This window comes from Metabacillus kandeliae (genome assembly GCF_021166585.1).
Classification (GTDB): Bacteria; Bacillota; Bacilli; order Bacillales; family Bacillaceae; genus Metabacillus_B; species Metabacillus_B kandeliae.
The window spans coordinates 188769-206115 of record NZ_JAJOZE010000003.1 but is presented as its reverse complement, the minus strand read 5'-3'; the positions used below and the strand labels follow the sequence as shown (position 1 = coordinate 206115).

The window sequence follows — 17347 nt, the reverse complement described above, 5'->3', positions numbered from 1 at the left end:
GGGGAAATAGTATGAAAAAGCTAACAAAAACATTGGCTGCAGGGACGATGGCTGCTGCGCTGACAATGAGTCTTGGCGCGTGCAGCAGCAGTACGAAAGAGGCTTCCGGGAGCGGGGAAATCTCAGGGAAAGTCACGATGTGGACAGCTTCACTCAAAGGGGAACCGTTCGATACATATTTCAAGAAGCTGGAGAAGAATTTTGAAAAGCTTCATCCAAAAGTGGATGTAGTGATTCAGGATATTCCGCAGGATCAGATGGAGCAAAAGGTACTCACTTCCCTGACAGGCAGCGACACACCTGATGTGGTCAACCTGAATCCGCATTACATGTCCAACATTGCCGCGCAAGGCGGGCTGCTGGATCTCTCTGATATGGTCAAAGACGATGTGAAAAAATCCTATGTCGATGGACCTTTCAATTCCGGTATGTACGACGGCAAGCTTTATGCCCTTCCTTGGTACCTGACAACGACGGTTTCCTGGTACAACAGTGCGAGCTTTGACAAAGCCGGCGTAAAAGAACTGCCTCAGGACACAGCAGGCCTTTATGAAACAGCGAAAAAAGTGAAGGAAGCAACTGGCAAGCCTTCTTACTATCCTGTTGTGAATGATGGCAATACGATCATGGAAAAAATGGTTTCATTGGCAAAAGGAGAACCAATCGTAAAGGATGGCAAAGCTCAGTTTGAGAACAACCAAGCGATCCTCGACTATTTTGCTGCTACTCAAAAAATGTATAAAGAAGGCATCATCCCGCAGGAAGCTGCAGAGGGATCTTTAAATACAGGCCAGCAGCTGTACATGTCAGGAAATATTGCCTTCCTTGAAGGAGGAGTAACGTTCCTTGGACCGGTAGAATCCGGGGCGCCTGCAGTGTACAAAGAATCCAAAGCAGGGCAGCCGCTTGAAAAAGAAGATGCTCCTGTAAACGTAGCAGTGATGAACTTTGCCGTACCAGCTAAAACAAAGAACAAAGAGGCAGCTGTTGAGCTTGCTGAATACGTGACAAATGCCGAAAACCAGCTTGAATTTGCCAAAACAGCCGGCACTGTTCTTCCAGCGACTAAGAAGTCATTAGAAGATAAGTACTTCAGCAATCCTGGCGACTCACCAAAGGCTACAGGCATGCTTGAGGCTTCCAAGTCCCTTGAACGTGCGAAAGTTCTTGTCCCGCCAACTGAAAACAGTGCGGATCTCAGAAGCTCGACAAAGGATATTTTTGTGAAAAATCTCCAAGGCAAACTGACTCCTGAGGAAGCAGTGAAGGAGCTTGCTTCCGAATGGAACAAATCCTTTGAAAAATCAGGCGAAAAGGTCACGTTCTAACAAAGGAAACAAGAGACTAGCTGTTAACTAGAAAGCTAGTCTCCTTTTTTGAAAGGCTCTCTTAAATTTGGCTGTTGATTGCAGTACTCAGGCGTCCGCTTTCCGCGGGGCGGGCGGTGAGCCTCCTCGGCGCTCTGGCGCCTGTGGGGTCTCACCTGTCCCGCTGCTCCCGCAGGAGTCTCCCGCCTGCCACTCCAATCAACAGGTGTGGAAAATTCAATATTCTTCTTTAACAGAGCCTTTTGAAAAATAAGAGAGTCTTAAATTTCACCCAGTTTAACTTCTCGGTACAGCTGCCTAAGGCTGTTCAATGCGCTTGCGTTTTTCTAGAAAGGAGAATCCACATGAACAGAGAACCCGCCATCATTCCAGCTAGAGTCAAAGCTAAAACTGAAAGTGTGCCGAAGCGAAAGAAAGGCCTGATGACAAGCGTCACCCCCTGGCTGTTTTTGCTTCCGTCGATTCTGATTCTCGGAATCTTCCTGGTTGTGCCGATCCTGCAATCCTTTCAGTGGAGCTTTCTTGATTACAAAATTATTGCCGGTACAGGCGATTTTGCCGGGTTGGATAATTTTAAAGAAATTTTCACCGATGATAAGTTTTGGCTCGCATTAATCAACACCCTCGTGTTTCTCGTCATCGTTCTGCCGCTGAACGTTTTTCTTCCTATGATTCTCGCGGTTCTGGTGAACCAGAAGCTTCGCGGGGTTTCCACCTTCCGAATCTTGTACTATCTGCCGGTCATTTCCCCGATGGTTGTGGCAGCGCTTATGTGGAAGATGCTTTATTCACAGAGCGGAATGATTTCTGCGCTCTTTGTGAAGCTTGGAATCTTTCATTCACCGACAAACCTATTGGTGCAGTCGTCAACTGCTCTCGCTGCCGTGGCTTTTATTACGGTCTGGAAAGGGCTTGGCTATTACATGATCATTTACCTCGCAGGCCTGCAATCGATTCCAAAGGATGTCTACGAATCTGCCAGCATTGACGGAGCTTCCGTTTTTCAGCAGTTCCGCCGGATTACGGTTCCGATGCTTGTCCCGTCTGTCACGCTTGTATCGGTCATGACGATCATTGCCGGGATGAAGGTGTTTGAGGAAATTCAGCTGACAACAGGAGGAGGCCCATCCGGAGCGACGCTCACTCTTGTAATGTATATTTTTGATAAGTTTAAGAGCCTGCATGTCTCAACAGCATCAGCAGCAGGATTGGTGCTTCTCATACTCGCCATTGCTGCTTCACTCCTGCAAATGAAGCTGACAAGCAAGCGTGAAGATGACCTGCGCGCCTAACAGGAAAGGAGAAAAAGGATGAAACAGAAACTATCAAGCAAACTCGCTGTCTACCTGCTGATGATCCTGATAGCCTGCCTGACAGTCGGCCCGTTTTTGGCTACCTTCTTTATTGCCATGAAATCGCCCGGTGAAGGAATTTATGACAGTCTGCTCCCGGCAGCGCCGACATTTAATAACTTTGCTCAAGCTTTCAGCAAAGCAAATTTCGGAAGCTATTTTCTCAACACTGTCATTGTGACGGTGATTGCAATTCCGCTCAACCTGCTGTTCTGCAGCCTTGCTGCCTACCCATTGGCCCGGATGAATTTTAAAGGACGGAGCGTAGTGCTGGCACTGATTATTTCCACCATGATGGTGCCGTTTCAGCTCTATATGGCGCCGCTGTTCCAGCTCGCAGGGGAGCTTGGGCTCAGGAATACACATGTTGGACTGGTTGTTATGCAAGTATCAACCGCCTTTGGGATTTTCTTAATGAGGCAGGCATTTCTACGGATTCCAAAAGAATTGGAAGAATCAGCTTACCTTGATGGAGCCAATAAATTCAAAGTGTGGTACATGGTTGCAATGCCGCTTGTAAAGCCGACGCTTGTGACGCTTGCGATCTTCACTTTTATGGGCACATGGGGAGATTACTTATGGCCGCTCATTAATTCTACCGACAGCAGCATGTACACCCTGTCCATCGGTCTTGCTGAGCTTTCTCAGAACTTTGACGGATCGAACATGAAGCTGATCAGTGCGGCATCAATCCTGACAACGATTCCTACCCTGTTAATTTTCATCTGGCTTCAGAAATTCTTTATTGCCGGTGCAACGGACGGAGCTGTCAAAGGGTAACAATACGATACATAAGAGGGTGGAAGCAGTGGAAACGATCTCCTTTTTCGGCAGGAGCCTGCCGGTTCTCTATGAAACAGACTGTGCCATTATCGGCGGCGGAACAGGCGGTGCGGCGGCAGCCATTTCAGCACTGGAAGAAGGCATCAGCACAGTAGTAATTGAAAAAACCAATGCACTTGGTGGCACTCAGACAAACGCACTCGTCTCACCAATGATGCCGACTCATGTGAAAAAGCAGAAGGTTAATACGCTGATTACAGAACGGCTGGCCAAAGAAAACATTGAGACAAGCGACGGAACGACAGCCTGCAGCTGGTTTAATACAGAGGCGCTGAGCTATGTGCTCGAGCAGCTGATCATCGAGCGCGGCGGCTTCCTTTTATATGATGCGAACGTGATTGACTGCCTGATGGAGAAGGGCTGCCTCACACATGTGGTCATCAACACGTGCCAGGGACTGGCAGCTGTAAAAGCCAAAACGTTTATCGATGCTTCCGCTGATGCAGTTCTCGCAAGGTCTGCAGGCGTTCCTTTCCAATCAGGCAATCACAACGGAGAGAATCAGCAGATCTCCTTCCGCTTTGAAATGGGCGGGATCGATATACAGGCGCTCAGAGCATTTATGAAGTCGCAAAATGATAACTTCTGCCAAATAGACAATCAGAATTTTTTCGAAATTGCGATGGTGCCTGGGAAAGGCCATGTGCTGGAGCCGCTGTTTCAAAAGGGGTTTGAAAATGGGGATTTAAAAGAAGAGGATCTCCGCTATTTTCAAGCCTTTACCCAGCCGGGAAAGCCTGGTGTGATGTCCTTTAACTGTCCGCACATCCCGGGAATCGGCAGCACAACAAGCCCTATTCTCAGATCAAAAGCTGTGACAAAAGGCCGCGAAATGATCCGCAGGCTGACGGGGTTTTTGCCGCGGTATCTGCCCGGCTTCGAGCATTCCTTTCTATTAAAAGAAGCCTCACAGCTCGGCATTAGAGAATCGTACCGGATCAAAGGGAAATATGTGCTCACAGAGAACGACTATGTCAAACGCGCCCGTTTTGCAGACGGTATTGCAAGAGGCGACTGGTATATTGATGTTCACAGCGTAACAAAGGAAGAGGCAGCAGAAGCGAAGCTCTCAAAGGGCGAATATTACGAGATTCCTTACCGGTCGCTTGTCACGCATGAGGCAGCGAACTTGATCGCCGCCGGCCGCCATATTTCCAGCACCTTTCTCATGCAGGCCTCACTCAGAATACAGCCGACCGTGCGCGATATGGCAGAAGCAGCCGGAATAGCCTGCGCCTATTCAGTGAAGCAGGGCATCCCGCTGAATGAATTGGACGGAGCGGTGATCAGACAGCATTTAGGGATGACGGAGGGATAACGGATGAAATCAATCAAAGAAGTGCACATACTCAACCATACGCACTGGGACCGCGAGTGGTATGAGACGTTCGAGGAATTCAGGTACAAATTGCGAAACGGCCTCCGTTATGTTCAGGAGCTTTTGGAAAAAGGAAGCATCCAGCACTTCTTCCTCGACGGGCAGACCATAATCCTTGAGGACTATGAAGAAATCGTTTCAAAAGAAGAATTCGAAAAGCTAGTTTCCTTTATGAAAATGGGCAAAGTGGAGTCGGGACCGTGGTACTTGCTGGCTGATGAGTTTCTTGTTTCAGGTGAAAGCCTGCTGAAAAACCTTGAAATTGGCATAAAGAAGGCAGCTGAACTCGGATCCCTTTCCCCTGTCGGCTATCTGCCTGATACCTTCGGGCATGCAAGCCAAATGCCGCAGATTTTAAAAGGATATGGCATCGAACAGGCACTGGTCTGGCGCGGCGCCGTTTCTTCTTCCTTCGAGAACACCTGGGAGGGTCCAGACGGACGCCGGGTGCTCACCTTGGTGCTTCCGCTAGCAGATGGGTACTACCAGACCTTCTTGAAGCACGGCGATTACATAGAGAAAACAAAAGCGTATCTAACAGCCAAGGCGCCGTATTTGGAAAACGGCCACGCCCTGATCATGAACGGAGCGGATCATACCTTCACGGCACATGATTTAAACAGCCGCATCCAAAAGCTAAAGGAAGAAATGCCGGAACTTAAGTTTCAGGAATCCCTGCTTTCCGCTTATATAAAGGAGTTTCAAGGAAAAGAACCAGCATCAATGATAAAGGGCGAGCAGCGGGATCCATCCAAGATTTTCATTCTGCCAGGCGTCCTTTCCACCCGCTCCTATTTGAAGCAGCAAAATCAGCTGTGCGAGGATGAAGCGCTCGGTGTGATGGAGGCCCTCAATGTATGGAGTAACGGCGGAACAGATTCAGAGGAATGGATGCAGTATATATGGAAGCTGATCCTCAAGAATCAGCCCCATGACAGCATCTGCGGCTGCAGCATTGATGAGGTTCACAATGAAATGGAAACGAGAACGGAAAAAGTGCTGAAAGGGATCCAGCAATTTGCAGCTGACACTCTGAACAGCTCCTATCCTTTTGACTACTTAAACGATGCTGGCGGCAATCCCTATCTTTACATGGTAAACAATCATCCTTTCGAAGGGATTTATCCTGTCGAGGCAGTGATCAGGATCCCGGCTGAAAAGGATCTTGGCAGCATAAAGCTTTTTCATAACGGAGAAGAGCTTTTCATTGATATCATGAAGAGAGATGTCAGGGAAGAATTTCTGCGGCATATTTTAGCAGAGCCTCATTATGCCGAGTATGCGATTTACAGCGTAAAATTTATGCTTCCGTTTAACGGAGCCGAAATAAAAAGAGCAGAGATCAGAAGTGTGAAAGAACAGGCAGAACTACTTGCTGCTTCTAATGAAAATAAGATAGAAAACGAATTCTACCTTGCGGAATGGGGGAAAAACGGTCTCGTTATAACTGATAAAGAAACAGGTGAAGTGTATGAGGATCAGCACATTCTCGTCTCTTCCCTTGATGCCGGTGATACCTATAATTACTCGCCGCCCGTAAATGACCGATTGTCCAAGGCCGTGCTGACCAAAACAGGTGCCGTTTATAAAGGCCAGACGGTTCAATCAGCAGAGCTGTTTTATGAAATGGAGCTTCCGGCCTCTCTTAATGAGGACCGGTCAGGCCCAAGTGAAGCTTTCACCATTAACAAAATCAAAACAGTGGTCTCGCTGCACGCTGGAGAACGGCTCATCACCTTCCGGACAGCTGTTGAAAATACAGCAAGAGACCAAAAGCTTCGCGTAGGCTTTGCAGCAGGAAATGCAGACAGCAGCTTTGCCGACACTGCATTCGATTTGATTCAGCGGGAAACGATCCGCGAGAAAGTGTTCGATGCAGCAAAAAACAAAGAAGCTGTGATGAACCAGTACCCCTCTTATTCAACGGTTCTGGCCAACAGCCACCAGCTAATACACCGCGGCATGCAGGAAGCAGAAATCGACAGGATCGACGGAAAGGATTATGCCCTCTTGACCATGCTCCGAAGTGTCGGCTGGCTGTCCCGGCGTGACTTAAGAACAAGAGGAAACGGGGCAGGCCCGGGCTTTGAAACCCCTGGAGCCCAGTGCCTCGGCACCTATGAATTCCATTATGCCCTGGTTTTAGGTGAAAGACATCATTCATTGAACAATGGCAAGCACTTAAGAAGCCGGGTGCTGACACAGCAGTCAAGTGTCAAAAAAGCAGAACAGCAGCTGTTCCGCATCCTCCAAGGAGAAACCGCATTTTCTTCTTTTCAGCAGAAGGAAGAGGATACGTTTCAGATCAGACTGTTTAATCCAAAAGAAGAAGAGGCAGAAGCCAAGCTTGCATTTGGGTTTCAGCCAGCTGCCGTAGAAGAAGTGAATTTTTCAGGAAATGTTTTACAAAAGCATCCAGCATCGGCTACACTGTGCGTAACGCTGAAAGGAAAAGAAATCAAAACCATCCAGGTGAAAAGGAACGGCAGAGGAAATGAAGGTGAGGAAGCATGAGAAAGTTACTTGCATTTGATATAGGGGGCACGCTCATTAAATATGGGGTGCTGACGGAGGACGGCGCGTTTGTTGAGAAGTTTGAAAAGGAAACAGAAGCCTATCTTGGGGGACCAGCCATTCTGGAAAAGGTAAAATCCTATGGGATAGAGCTGACAAAAAAGCATGAAATCAGCGGGGTTTGCATCAGTACGGCAGGCCAGGTTGACTCAAGAGAGGGAAGCATCCTTTTCGCTCTTCCATCGATCATCCCGGACTACACTGGTACACAGCTCAAAAAGGAGCTGGAGGAATACTTTCAGCTGCCGGTTGAAGTGGAAAACGATGTAAACTGCGCCGGGCTTGCTGAATCCTGGATCGGCACGGGGAAAGATGCGAAAAGCATTTTCTGCCTCACAGTCGGCACAGGGATCGGCGGAAGCTATATCTTGGATAATAAGCTTCATACCGGCCACAGCTTCAGCGGCGGCGAAATCGGCTATATTCCAATTGAAGGAAGCCAGCTTCAGGAGCTTGCTTCAACGAGAACGTTGATTATAAACACGGCGAAGCGAAAGGGCATTCCAGAGCATGAACTGAATGGAAAAGAAATTTTCGCTCTTGCAAAAAGCGGGGATGACATTTGCGCTGAGGAAATCAAGCGGCAGGTGTACTATTTGTCCAAAGGGATCGCCACGATCGCCTACATGATGAACCCGGAGATGATTATTATCGGGGGCGGCATCACGGCGCAGAAGGAATACTTGTACCCGCTGATTATGGAACAGCTGAAGAAGGACATTATCCCGAATATCCTGAGCAAAACCAAAATTGAAATTGCGCGGAATCTGAACGATGCCGGCATGGTGGGCGCGCTTCGCCATTTTCTCATGCAGGAGTCACTAAAGCCGCTAAAAAGCATTACAACGATGATTGAGTTTAACCGGCACAAGCTGACGAACAGGGAGCAAACCATCGCCAATTTTATCATTTTAAATCTGGAAGCTGTTCCGAACAAAACCATTTCAGAAATGTCGCGCCAAATCAATGTATCAGAAGCAACGATCACCCGCTTTTGCCAAAAGCTTGAATTTGGCTCGTACAATAAGCTCAGACTGATGGCGAAGGAAGCGACTGTGAGTACAAGACTGTATGAGCAGACAGAGGCATCCAGCCTGACAGAGGTCAAGCACACGTATATGAGCATGCTGAAAAAGAGCGATTCGCTCTACGATTTTAATGACATACAGGCATTTACCGCACAGCTTCTTTCAGCCGAAAAGGTTTATCTTTATGGTGCAGAAGAAATGGCCACTGTTGCCTCGCAGCTGAAATACAAGCTGATGAAGCTCGGCATCCCTGCCGACTATTTTACGAACAGCTATGAAATGGAGATGTCAGGCTATACCCTTAGTGCTGAAACGGTTGTGATCGGCCTGAACTCTACCGGCTATGCGAAAGAGATTATCGGCATCCTGGAAACCGCAAAAGCGCGCGGCAGTATCACGATCGCCATCTCAAGCCAGCAGGATTCTCCGTTAGCGAGGGCGGCGGATCTGACAATGCTGATCCCGGCAGCCGAGGAGATCAAAAGCGGCACGAGCTCCCTGCGCGAGGTGTCAGCCTATTATCTGCTCGACATTGTGTTCAAAGAGCTGCAGAACATGCAGCTGAAAAAAGTGAATCCATAAGGAGGCAGCACCATGAATCTGTATGATCTTCCGCTCAGCGAGCTGAAAGCCTACAAACCGCAGCAAACAAAGGAGCAGGATTTTGATTCCTTCTGGGATGCCAGAATAGAAGAAAGCGCCGGCATGCCCTTGAATGTTTCAGCTGAAAAGCGGGATTACGCCGTACCAGGGGTAGAAGTCTATGACTTGTATTTTGACGGCTTCCGCAATTCACGCATCCATGCTCTTTATGTAAAGCCACTGCACACGAACGCTGAAGCACCCGCTGCAGTCATGTTCCACGGCTATAACTGGAACGGCTTTGTGCCGCACCATGCCTTTAAATATGCCGTTCAGGGGATTCCGGCTCTACTAGTAGATGTAAGGGGACAAAATCTTCTATCGCCTGACTCCAACACCTATGAAAATGGGGGTTCTGCCGGCTGGATGACGCTCGGCATCAAAAACCCTGACAACTACTACTACAGCCATGTGTATATGGATGCCTGCAGAAGCGTTGACGTGATCAGAGAACTATCAGGAAAAACAGCCGTTATAGCAGAAGGCGGAAGCCAGGGAGGCGCCCTGACGATTGCTGCCGCAGCGTTGCAAAAAGATCTCCTGCTCGCCTGCGCGGATATTCCTTACTTAACTGATTTCAGGAGATCCGTAGAGCTCGCAACAGAAGGACCATACAACGAAATCTACCACTACTTCAAAGTGCATGATCCGCTTCATCAAACAGAGGAACTAATCTACAAAACACTCAGCTATGTGGATTGTATGAATCTCGCGAGCCGGATCAGCTGCCCTGTGATGCTTGGCATCGGCCTTGAGGACAACATTTGCCCGCCATCAACCGGCTTTGCCCTCTATTACCATCTAGAAGGGAAAAAAGAGATCAAAGTTTACCCGGAATGCGCCCACGGGCTGTCGCCGCTTCATGAAGAAGAAAAATTAGCTTTTATTGCTTCTGTCCTCGGAGAAACAGTATGAAGATGCTTTATCTGCCGCTGGATGAACGCCCGTGCAACACTGATGTTGTAGAGCGCATTGCCGGCTCCTCCAAGGAGATCTCTCTACTCTTGCCAAAGAGGGAATGGCTCGGAAGAAAGAAGATAGCCGCTGATCAAGAGCAGCTTTGGAAGTGGATAGAAGAGGAAGCCCAATCAGCGGATGCTCTGATTTTAAGCCTTGATATGCTCATCTATGGCGGGCTGCTGCCTTCCCGGCTTCATCATTTGAAGGAAGAAGCGGCGGAGAGATGGACAGAACGGCTCCGCTCCCTGCGTCAAGCGTATCCTGAGCTCCCCATCTATGCTTTTCACCTAATCATGAGAACGCCAAAGTACTCATCAAGTGACGAGGAACCGGATTACTATGAACAGTGGGGAAGAGAGATTTTTCTTCGCGCTTACTTAATGGATAAAGCATCAAGAGAAGATTTATCAGAAGAAGAGGCAGAAAAGCTGGAAGAAATTCAGCAGCAGCTGCCAAAGGAATACATAGAAGACTATGAAACGAGAAGGGCTTTTAACGCCTCCATGAACCTTCAGATGCTTGAGCTCGCGAAAGAAGGAGTCTTCACCTTTTTAGCCATCCCTCAGGATGACAGTGCGGAATTCGGCTATACAGCGATGGATCAGCAAAAAGCGGTAAGAAAGCGGGCAGAATTGCGGCTTCAGCAAAAGGTCCACATGTATCCGGGCGCTGATGAGGCGGGAGCAACGCTTCTTTCCCGCGCATACTGCGAATGGAAAGGCATCAGGCCGAAGATTTTCCCTGTCTGGAGCAGCACGCTCGGCCCGCAGCTTGTTCCAATGTACGAGGACCGCCCTTTTGCCGAAAGCCTTAAGGCGCATGTGCTTGCGGCTGGCTGCGAACTGACGGATTCTGAAGAAAATGCCGATTTGGTGCTCGCCTACAATGTACCAGGGAGAATCATGCAGGAATCCTGGGAGCAGGATACCCGGGACATCACTTATTCAAGCTTCCGGAATCTCGTCTTTTTCACAGATCAGATCAAGTCACTTCTCCAAAAAGGAAAAAAGGTCGCTGCAGCTGATGCGGCTTTTGCTAACGGCGGCGACAGGGAATGGATTACCATGCTTGACGAAGAGCAGTTTCTGGATCAGCTTGTTTCTTATAAAGGATGGAACACGAACTGCAATACACTGGGGACGACAATTTGCCAGGGAGTCATCGCCTTGAATGGCAAAGGGGACAAGATCAAGGAAAATCTAATTTATCATCTGCTCGATGACTATTTTTATCAAGCAGAAATCAAAATGAAGATGACAGAAGACTTCTTGCCGGAAAGAGGACTGGATTACTTCAATCTGCATGACAAAGCGGATGAAGTAAATAAGGAGCGGGACAGACAGCTGCTGAAGCATTTCCGCGGAACTATCCTAAAGAGCTTCCAAGATTTAGAGATTAGTAAGCTTGAAACCTATGCCCCTTGGAACAGAATGTTTGAAACAGGCATCCTAGTAGAAATTGCACAAAAGGAGGATCACCATGCTTGAAACAATAAAAGGAGGACTCGTCGTTTCCTGCCAGGCGCTTCCGGACGAGCCGCTTCACGGAGCAGACATCATGAAGAAAATGGCTGACGCAGCCAAACAGGGAGGCGCCTGCGGGATCCGGGCGAATGGCACAGCAGATATCGAGGCCATCAAAGAATACACAGGGCTTCCAGTTATCGGCATCATCAAACGGGAGTACGAGGGATCAAGTGTCTACATCACCCCAACCTTAAAGGAAGTACGGGAAATCGCTGAAATCGGAGCAGACCTCATTGCCGTTGATGCGACAAACCGAACCCGTCCGGGCGGCATAGAACTGCCAGAATTCATGCAAACGCTGAAAGAACGCTTTCCAGAGCAGAAATGGATGGCAGACTGCTCCACCCTTGAGGAATGCATTCAGGCGGAAAAGCTCGGCTTTGACTGCGTTGGGACAACCATGGTCGGCTACACAGCAGAAACAGCAGAAAAAAGGCTGTATCACGATGATTTTCAATTCCTGAAAGACGTTCTAAAGCAGGTAAAGGTTCCCGTCATCGCCGAAGGAAACGTGATCACACCTGAAATGGCGGCAAGGGTTCTGGAACTCGGTGCACATGCAGTGGTCGTAGGCGGCGCTATTACCCGTCCGCAGCAGATTACGGAACGGTTTATGAGTGAAATCAAAAAAGCATGACAAAAAAGCAGGCTAAGTCGCTTATGATTTAGACCTGCTTTATTTAATTTTGAAAAACTTACTCGGAAACAGGCATTTGGAAAAATACAAATCATATATAGGTGTATCCGTTAAAAGGCTGAGGAGGACTTGAGACATATGCTGCCTAGTGAAAGATATTTCGGCAATTTAGAATTAGTTCATGCATTTTATGGGGCTATGCCTACTGGTGTGACTGTTTCAGAAACTGGCCGCATTTTCGTTTGCTTTCCGAAATGGGGAGACGATGTTGCCTTCACAGTGGCGGAAATAGTTGGGGGTAAATTGCAGCCTTATCCCAATTTGCAAAGTAATGTGGTTAACCCCGCAAATCTCAAAATGACGTTCATCAGTGTGCAAAGTGTTGTAGCTGATGGGAGGGGAACACTTTGGATTTTAGATACAGCGGCACCCAATTTTTCCGAACCTGTAATAGGCGGAGCAAAATTAGTCGCTGTTGATTTAAACACCAATACAATTAGAAGAGTCTACACTTTTACAGAAGATGTTGTCCTGGCAACAACCTACCTGAATGATGTCCGGTTTGATTACCGTGTGGGAACAGCTGGTTATGCCTATATAACGGATTCTTCCTCCAAAGGACCAGGAGCGATTATCGTCGTAGATTTATCAAATGGAAACGCGTTTAGACGGTTAAATGGGGCAACTTCCACTTCGCCCGACCCTTATTTTTTACCAAAAGTAGAAGGCCGGATTTTAATGAACCGAAACAAAGACGGTTCAACTTCTCCATTTAGACTGGCGTCTGATAGTCTTGCGATTTCTCCGGATGGAAAAAAGTTATTTTATGCTCCCCTGACAAGCCGTCATTTATTTTCGATCTCCACGGAAGCCCTGAGAGACAGAAATATCCCTGACAAGGAGTTATCTTCTCAGGTGCAGTATTGGGGAGAAAAAGGGGCATCAGATGGAATGATCACTGATGCAAAGGGAAATGTTTATGCGGGAGATTATGAAAACAACAGTATCCGTAAAATAGATCCGAATGGCCGCATGGAAACCATTGCACATGATCAAAGAATACTGTGGCCTGATACGTTTTCAATTGGTCCTGATCAATATTTGTATGTCATTGTAAACCAATTGCACCGGCAGCCCAGATTTCATTATGGAAAGGACCTGCGGCAGAAACCTTATAGTTTACTTCGTATGAAAATCGGTGAATTTCCTGCTCGCCCCTTTTCATAAAATGGTTTCCCAGGAACAGTTTTGTCTTGAAACTGTTCCTGGGACTTTTTTATAACGTGGGTAAATTCAAAGCTGTATAATATGAAGATGATTGTCAGAAAAAATGTTCAGCCTGAATGCTCTGGTAGAACTTATGTTAAAGCCTCCATCTAAGAGAAATCGTATTTATTATTGAAGAGGTGCCTTATAACAGCCATTGAAAATCTGACTAATAAAAAAGAAAAAGAAAGCGAGTAAAAAGTGGTTTTCCAATTCCATCCCTTTTTATATTTCACAAGCTTTGTATTCTTTTCCAGCCATAGCTCAGTAATCGTCATCGGTACACTGAAATACAGCACTTTTAAAAGGCACTGATGGATGCGGGAATCTTTCGTCAGCTGATTATAAAAAACACAAGAAATGGGGAAAAGCAGGTAATCAAACAGCAAACTTGTTTTAACTGTTCTTGGAGATCGGGTGGGGTATTTAACATAACCTTTATGTACAACCAATTTATCGACCAATGAGGCATAATAGCTTTTTATAAAGAAAACTAAGAGCCAATCCTTTGCAAGGGGTTTTTTAATCAAGTAAATAAAGGAACCAATACCAAAGAAATAAAGCCATTTTATAAGGTTTTTTTCAAATTTTCTGCCCATGTTCAGCACCTCCGTAATATAATGCAGTAAATAAAAAAAGCGATGAAATCATCGCCAAATTTATCTATTTCTATTAGAACGTTCCTGATGATAAAGATAATCAACCCGTTCCTTCGTTTTTTGAAGCAGTGAAGCTAAAATTGCAGTGTAAATAGATGTTAAAAGAATAGCAATTATTCCTACCCCAAACAAAGTGTTATTATTACTGCGACGCATCAATATCACCACCATTTTCTTTTAATGCTGCAACAATATTTTGCTCTTGAACCCTAACTTTATTCAAAAGAATCAATGAATGACTGCAGTTGGATAATGAGGTAAGCTTCTCATTTTATTCAACCAGACAGGTACAATAATGGAAAAACCCAGAACTATCAGGTCTGGGTTTTTTCTGTTTAAGAATTTGATTCCTGTTTTCATTCAGCTTCCCCGAATCTCCAAAATACTCCGCCCGCCCCTGAACGCATGGCCGGTTTCCATCTTCAGCACCGTATCAAACCCGTACTTTCCATAAACTTTCTCAATCTGTTCATTAATCGGCAGCACCCAAAGCTGCTGAATCCCTTTATTAACTGTCTCCTGCTGGATAAAACGAATCAAGTGTCCGACAAGCCCCTTTCCTCTATAGGAAGAGAGCGTGGCAACACTCTCTAATCTCGCCTGATTACCATGTTCAAAAAGGCAGGCTGCTGCACAGGCTGTTCCGTTGTAGCGGAGCAGGTAGTGGGTAAAAGCTGGGTGCTCGAACTGAGTTTTGAAGGCTTTTTCAATCGTTTCCCTGCCGCCGAATTCCTCAATGCTGCATTTGATGGAAAGTGCTTCTTCATATTGCTGAGGTCCAGCGACTTCAACCGTCACGTTTGGATCCTCCGGCAGCTGAATCACCTCATTGTTCCAAAGCTGAACAGGGGAGATGAAAGATTCATACCCGAATCCCCGTGTTTTCAGCTCTTCTATAAATGGCCCCAACTTGTCGATTTGGTAAAGATAAAAGCGGGGCATCAGGTTCTTTTCCTGATAGAAGCGTATTACTTCATCAATCGCCAACCCCGGATTGGCAGGCGCTTCAGCAATAAAAGCATGGTTGGCATCATAATAATTCGGATGCTCTTCATTGCAGAAGAAAGCACCCCAGGAAGTATCAATGCGATTGGTGAAGGTTTCGAGATAAGCGAAGTCTAGTTTTGTGATGTCTTTTAGCATGGTGCGGTTCTCCTTTGGTACGATTTTTCAGCTAAACCCTGGAAATCTCCCGGACCCCGGCCAAAATCTCTTCTTTGTGCTCAAGAATCCAAAGAAACATATCCTTATTGCATTCATAAAGAGAATCATTTGACAGGAAATCTGCCATAAAAAGAGCCTGCACGCCGAGCAGAACCACCCATATAAACTCAAGCTCTGACTGCTGCAGCGGGTTCTCCTGCTCATAATGATGCAGAAGCTTTCCGGGGAAGGCAAGCCACTCATTTCTCAAGCTCTCATCGGCATAAACTCCGTACAAAATGCTTGTACAGAAATAGCATAGATCAAAAATACGTATATTTTCCTCAGCTAGTTCAAGGTCAAGAATCCCTGTCAGTTCGCTGTCTGTAAAAAGAAAATTCGATGGATGGGCGTCACGATGAATCAGCTGCTTTGGCAGATGGCTGGCTTTTTTCAGCAGAGGCTCAAGATTAAAGAAGGCTTTAGATAGTGATGGGTCTTTTGCGAGGATGGTTTTTGCAGCCCAGCCATAAACGGTTTCGTAAAAATCACTGCTTTGGCCGTTTTGAAATCTTCTTGTTTTTTTATGAAATTTGGCAAACGTTTGCCCAAACAAGCCTGGCGATTGGAGGCTCTTTTGTGCACTCAAAGTTTGGCCGTCCAAATAAGGATACAAGCAGTACAGCTCACCCTTCCATTCTGCAAAGTAATCTCCATGAACCGTTTTAATGGGCAGCGGCACAGGCAGGTTGCCGCTTAAATGCTCGGCCAGCTTCGTTTCTGCCAAAATTCCTTCGATCGATTGCTTCTGCTTTATAATATAAACTGATCTCGTAGACTGAATAAAGACAGATACCCGCTGCGAGACAGGCTTCATTTCACTGATCGTCAAGTCCCATTGCCTGGCAAAAAATAGATCCTTCATCCACATTCCCCCTCGACTTTTACTATTTCGACTTAAATGAAAGGAATCCTTCGTAGTTTTTTGTCGAGATTTATCAATCAATGGACCTATATCTTAAAATGTTAAATTTGTTGAGAATGTTGAATATGTTGTATTTTTCGATCAAATATGGATATTATTATGGTAAGGGAGGTAGAGAAATGTATCGTTTGATCGAGAAGGATCATGAAAACCTTTGGAGCGCCATTTGGACTTTATCCAGCCAGGAACTTTTTGATCAGTCCAAGACACTTATTAAATTAGCAATTGAAAATACGTTAACTGGAACACCATTTTCAAACTTGATTGAAGAAATACACTCCATCAATCCGTCGCCTAATCCGTTTAAAAAGGAAGATGCGGAAAAATTTATGGAAATTGAAAAACAGTTAATGAATACCAGTAGCTTTGAAAATGAGAATACAAAATTAGATGCAAAGCTAGCCATTATTGACTATCTAGAACTCATCTCGAAAATTCTAGATGACAGCCAAGAAGAACTAAGAAAAAAATTGCTAGCAAATCTAATTACGTTAGAAGAGAAGCCAAGCAATAAAGCTGCAGGAATTTCTCCTAAGGAAGCTTCCATCATATTAGGTGTTTCTGACCAAACGATTCGGAGAATGTGTGAAAAAGGGAAATTTCCAGGTGCATATAAGACAGATGGAGGGCATTGGAAAATTCCGTCCAGTCACTTCAAGATCACCAAAGCGCAGGCTTCACAAATTGAACTTGATATAAAAGACATTAGAAAAAAAGCAATAGAAGGCGGAGAGGTGGATGAATTTGATGTCATCCAGCGTTAAAATTCATGGAAGAACTGATTCAGCTGAAAATGGTAACCCCTTGAAGCTCAGAAACTGTGTTTTGTAAGGAGGAAATGTAAATATTAATGATAGTCCTTCTCCATATTCACCAAAACAGCCATCATATTCACCAAACCCCCTTACATATTCACCGAAAGTAGAAATATATTCACCAAAACGCCCCATATATTCACCGACCCGCATTTGAGAGCCAAAACTCAGTTTTCTCTCCATAAAACTCAATTTTGTCCGCCCAGCCAGC

The 17347-nt window shown here is 46.2% G+C and carries 15 protein-coding genes; 11 read left to right on the top strand and 4 right to left on the bottom strand.

Translation table 11 applies throughout. The features are described 5' to 3' along the window. Positions 1 to 11: 11 nt before the first annotated feature. The 10 genes from LRR81_RS10200 (at position 12) to LRR81_RS10155 (ending at position 13495) form a co-directional block, all read left to right on the top strand. Positions 12 to 1328, top strand: coding sequence for an ABC transporter substrate-binding protein (locus tag LRR81_RS10200; RefSeq protein WP_231789260.1), 1317 nt, complete (start codon positions 12 to 14; stop codon positions 1326 to 1328). 344 nt (positions 1329 to 1672) lie between these two features. Then, on the top strand, positions 1673 to 2620 hold the full coding sequence (locus tag LRR81_RS10195; RefSeq protein WP_231789259.1) for a carbohydrate ABC transporter permease: 948 nt from the start codon (positions 1673 to 1675) through the stop codon (positions 2618 to 2620). An 18-nt stretch (positions 2621 to 2638) separates the two neighbouring features. After that, positions 2639 to 3460: a carbohydrate ABC transporter permease gene (locus LRR81_RS10190; RefSeq protein WP_231789258.1), complete on the top strand. Its 822-nt coding sequence runs from the start codon at positions 2639 to 2641 to the stop codon at positions 3458 to 3460. 28 nt (positions 3461 to 3488) lie between these two features. After that, entirely contained in the window at positions 3489 to 4841 is a 1353-nt protein-coding gene (locus LRR81_RS10185) for an FAD-dependent oxidoreductase (protein ID WP_231789257.1), read from the top strand. A 3-nt stretch (positions 4842 to 4844) separates the two neighbouring features. Next, on the top strand, positions 4845 to 7415 hold the full coding sequence (locus tag LRR81_RS10180) for a glycoside hydrolase family 38 N-terminal domain-containing protein (RefSeq protein WP_231789256.1): 2571 nt from the start codon (positions 4845 to 4847) through the stop codon (positions 7413 to 7415). Continuing rightward, a complete protein-coding gene (locus tag LRR81_RS10175) occupies positions 7412 to 9085 on the top strand; it encodes an ROK family protein (protein WP_231789255.1) in 1674 nt (557 codons plus the stop codon). Before LRR81_RS10180 ends, LRR81_RS10175 begins: the two co-directional genes overlap by 4 nt. Positions 9086 to 9097: 12 nt before the next feature. After that, positions 9098 to 10060, top strand: coding sequence for an acetylxylan esterase (locus tag LRR81_RS10170; RefSeq protein WP_231789254.1), 963 nt, complete (start codon positions 9098 to 9100; stop codon positions 10058 to 10060). Continuing rightward, positions 10057 to 11592 (top strand): DUF4127 family protein, encoded by a 1536-nt coding sequence (locus LRR81_RS10165; RefSeq protein WP_231789253.1) that lies wholly within the window; start codon positions 10057 to 10059, stop codon positions 11590 to 11592. The genes LRR81_RS10170 and LRR81_RS10165 overlap by 4 nt, the downstream gene beginning before the upstream one ends. Further along, the gene (locus tag LRR81_RS10160; protein WP_231789252.1) at positions 11585 to 12268 is read left to right on the top strand and encodes an N-acetylmannosamine-6-phosphate 2-epimerase; all 684 of its coding nucleotides are present in this window, start codon (positions 11585 to 11587) and stop codon (positions 12266 to 12268) included. Before LRR81_RS10165 ends, LRR81_RS10160 begins: the two co-directional genes overlap by 8 nt. A gap of 129 nt (positions 12269 to 12397) precedes the next feature. Then, entirely contained in the window at positions 12398 to 13495 is a 1098-nt protein-coding gene (locus tag LRR81_RS10155; protein ID WP_231789251.1) for a major royal jelly family protein, read from the top strand. A gap of 149 nt (positions 13496 to 13644) precedes the next feature. Here the strand turns inward: LRR81_RS10155 and LRR81_RS10150 are convergent, their stop codons facing one another. The 3 genes from LRR81_RS10150 to LRR81_RS10140 form a co-directional block, all read right to left on the bottom strand. Then, positions 13645 to 14133, bottom strand: a complete 489-nt coding sequence (locus tag LRR81_RS10150) for a CBO0543 family protein (RefSeq protein WP_231789250.1) — start codon at positions 14131 to 14133, stop codon at positions 13645 to 13647. A gap of 420 nt (positions 14134 to 14553) precedes the next feature. Continuing rightward, entirely contained in the window at positions 14554 to 15336 is a 783-nt protein-coding gene (locus LRR81_RS10145; protein ID WP_231789249.1) for a GNAT family N-acetyltransferase, read from the bottom strand. A 31-nt stretch (positions 15337 to 15367) separates the two neighbouring features. Next, complete coding sequence (locus LRR81_RS10140) at positions 15368 to 16261, bottom strand: phosphotransferase enzyme family protein (RefSeq protein ID WP_231789248.1); 894 nt, start codon at positions 16259 to 16261, stop codon at positions 15368 to 15370. A 179-nt stretch (positions 16262 to 16440) separates the two neighbouring features. On the opposite strand from LRR81_RS10140, the gene LRR81_RS10135 reads away from it, so the two are divergent. After that, entirely contained in the window at positions 16441 to 17085 is a 645-nt protein-coding gene (locus LRR81_RS10135; protein WP_231789247.1) for a helix-turn-helix domain-containing protein, read from the top strand. Between the two features lie 3 nt (positions 17086 to 17088). On the opposite strand, the gene LRR81_RS10130 is transcribed toward LRR81_RS10135, so the two are convergent. Continuing rightward, positions 17089 to 17328 (bottom strand): hypothetical protein, encoded by a 240-nt coding sequence (locus LRR81_RS10130; RefSeq protein WP_231789246.1) that lies wholly within the window; start codon positions 17326 to 17328, stop codon positions 17089 to 17091. Positions 17329 to 17347: the final 19 nt, after the last annotated feature.

Coding starts and splice junctions, on each gene's coding strand:
- LRR81_RS10200 (WP_231789260.1), top strand. CDS start 12: ATGAAAAAGCTAACAAAAACATTGGCTGCAGGGACGATGGCTGCTGCG.
- LRR81_RS10195 (WP_231789259.1), top strand. CDS start 1,673: ATGAACAGAGAACCCGCCATCATTCCAGCTAGAGTCAAAGCTAAAACT.
- LRR81_RS10190 (WP_231789258.1), top strand. CDS start 2,639: ATGAAACAGAAACTATCAAGCAAACTCGCTGTCTACCTGCTGATGATC.
- LRR81_RS10180 (WP_231789256.1), top strand. CDS start 4,845: ATGAAATCAATCAAAGAAGTGCACATACTCAACCATACGCACTGGGAC.
- LRR81_RS10175 (WP_231789255.1), top strand. CDS start 7,412: ATGAGAAAGTTACTTGCATTTGATATAGGGGGCACGCTCATTAAATAT.
- LRR81_RS10170 (WP_231789254.1), top strand. CDS start 9,098: ATGAATCTGTATGATCTTCCGCTCAGCGAGCTGAAAGCCTACAAACCG.
- LRR81_RS10165 (WP_231789253.1), top strand. CDS start 10,057: ATGAAGATGCTTTATCTGCCGCTGGATGAACGCCCGTGCAACACTGAT.
- LRR81_RS10160 (WP_231789252.1), top strand. CDS start 11,585: ATGCTTGAAACAATAAAAGGAGGACTCGTCGTTTCCTGCCAGGCGCTT.
- LRR81_RS10150 (WP_231789250.1), bottom strand. CDS start 14,133: ATGGGCAGAAAATTTGAAAAAAACCTTATAAAATGGCTTTATTTCTTT.
- LRR81_RS10145 (WP_231789249.1), bottom strand. CDS start 15,336: ATGCTAAAAGACATCACAAAACTAGACTTCGCTTATCTCGAAACCTTC.
- LRR81_RS10140 (WP_231789248.1), bottom strand. CDS start 16,261: ATGAAGGATCTATTTTTTGCCAGGCAATGGGACTTGACGATCAGTGAA.
- LRR81_RS10135 (WP_231789247.1), top strand. CDS start 16,441: ATGTATCGTTTGATCGAGAAGGATCATGAAAACCTTTGGAGCGCCATT.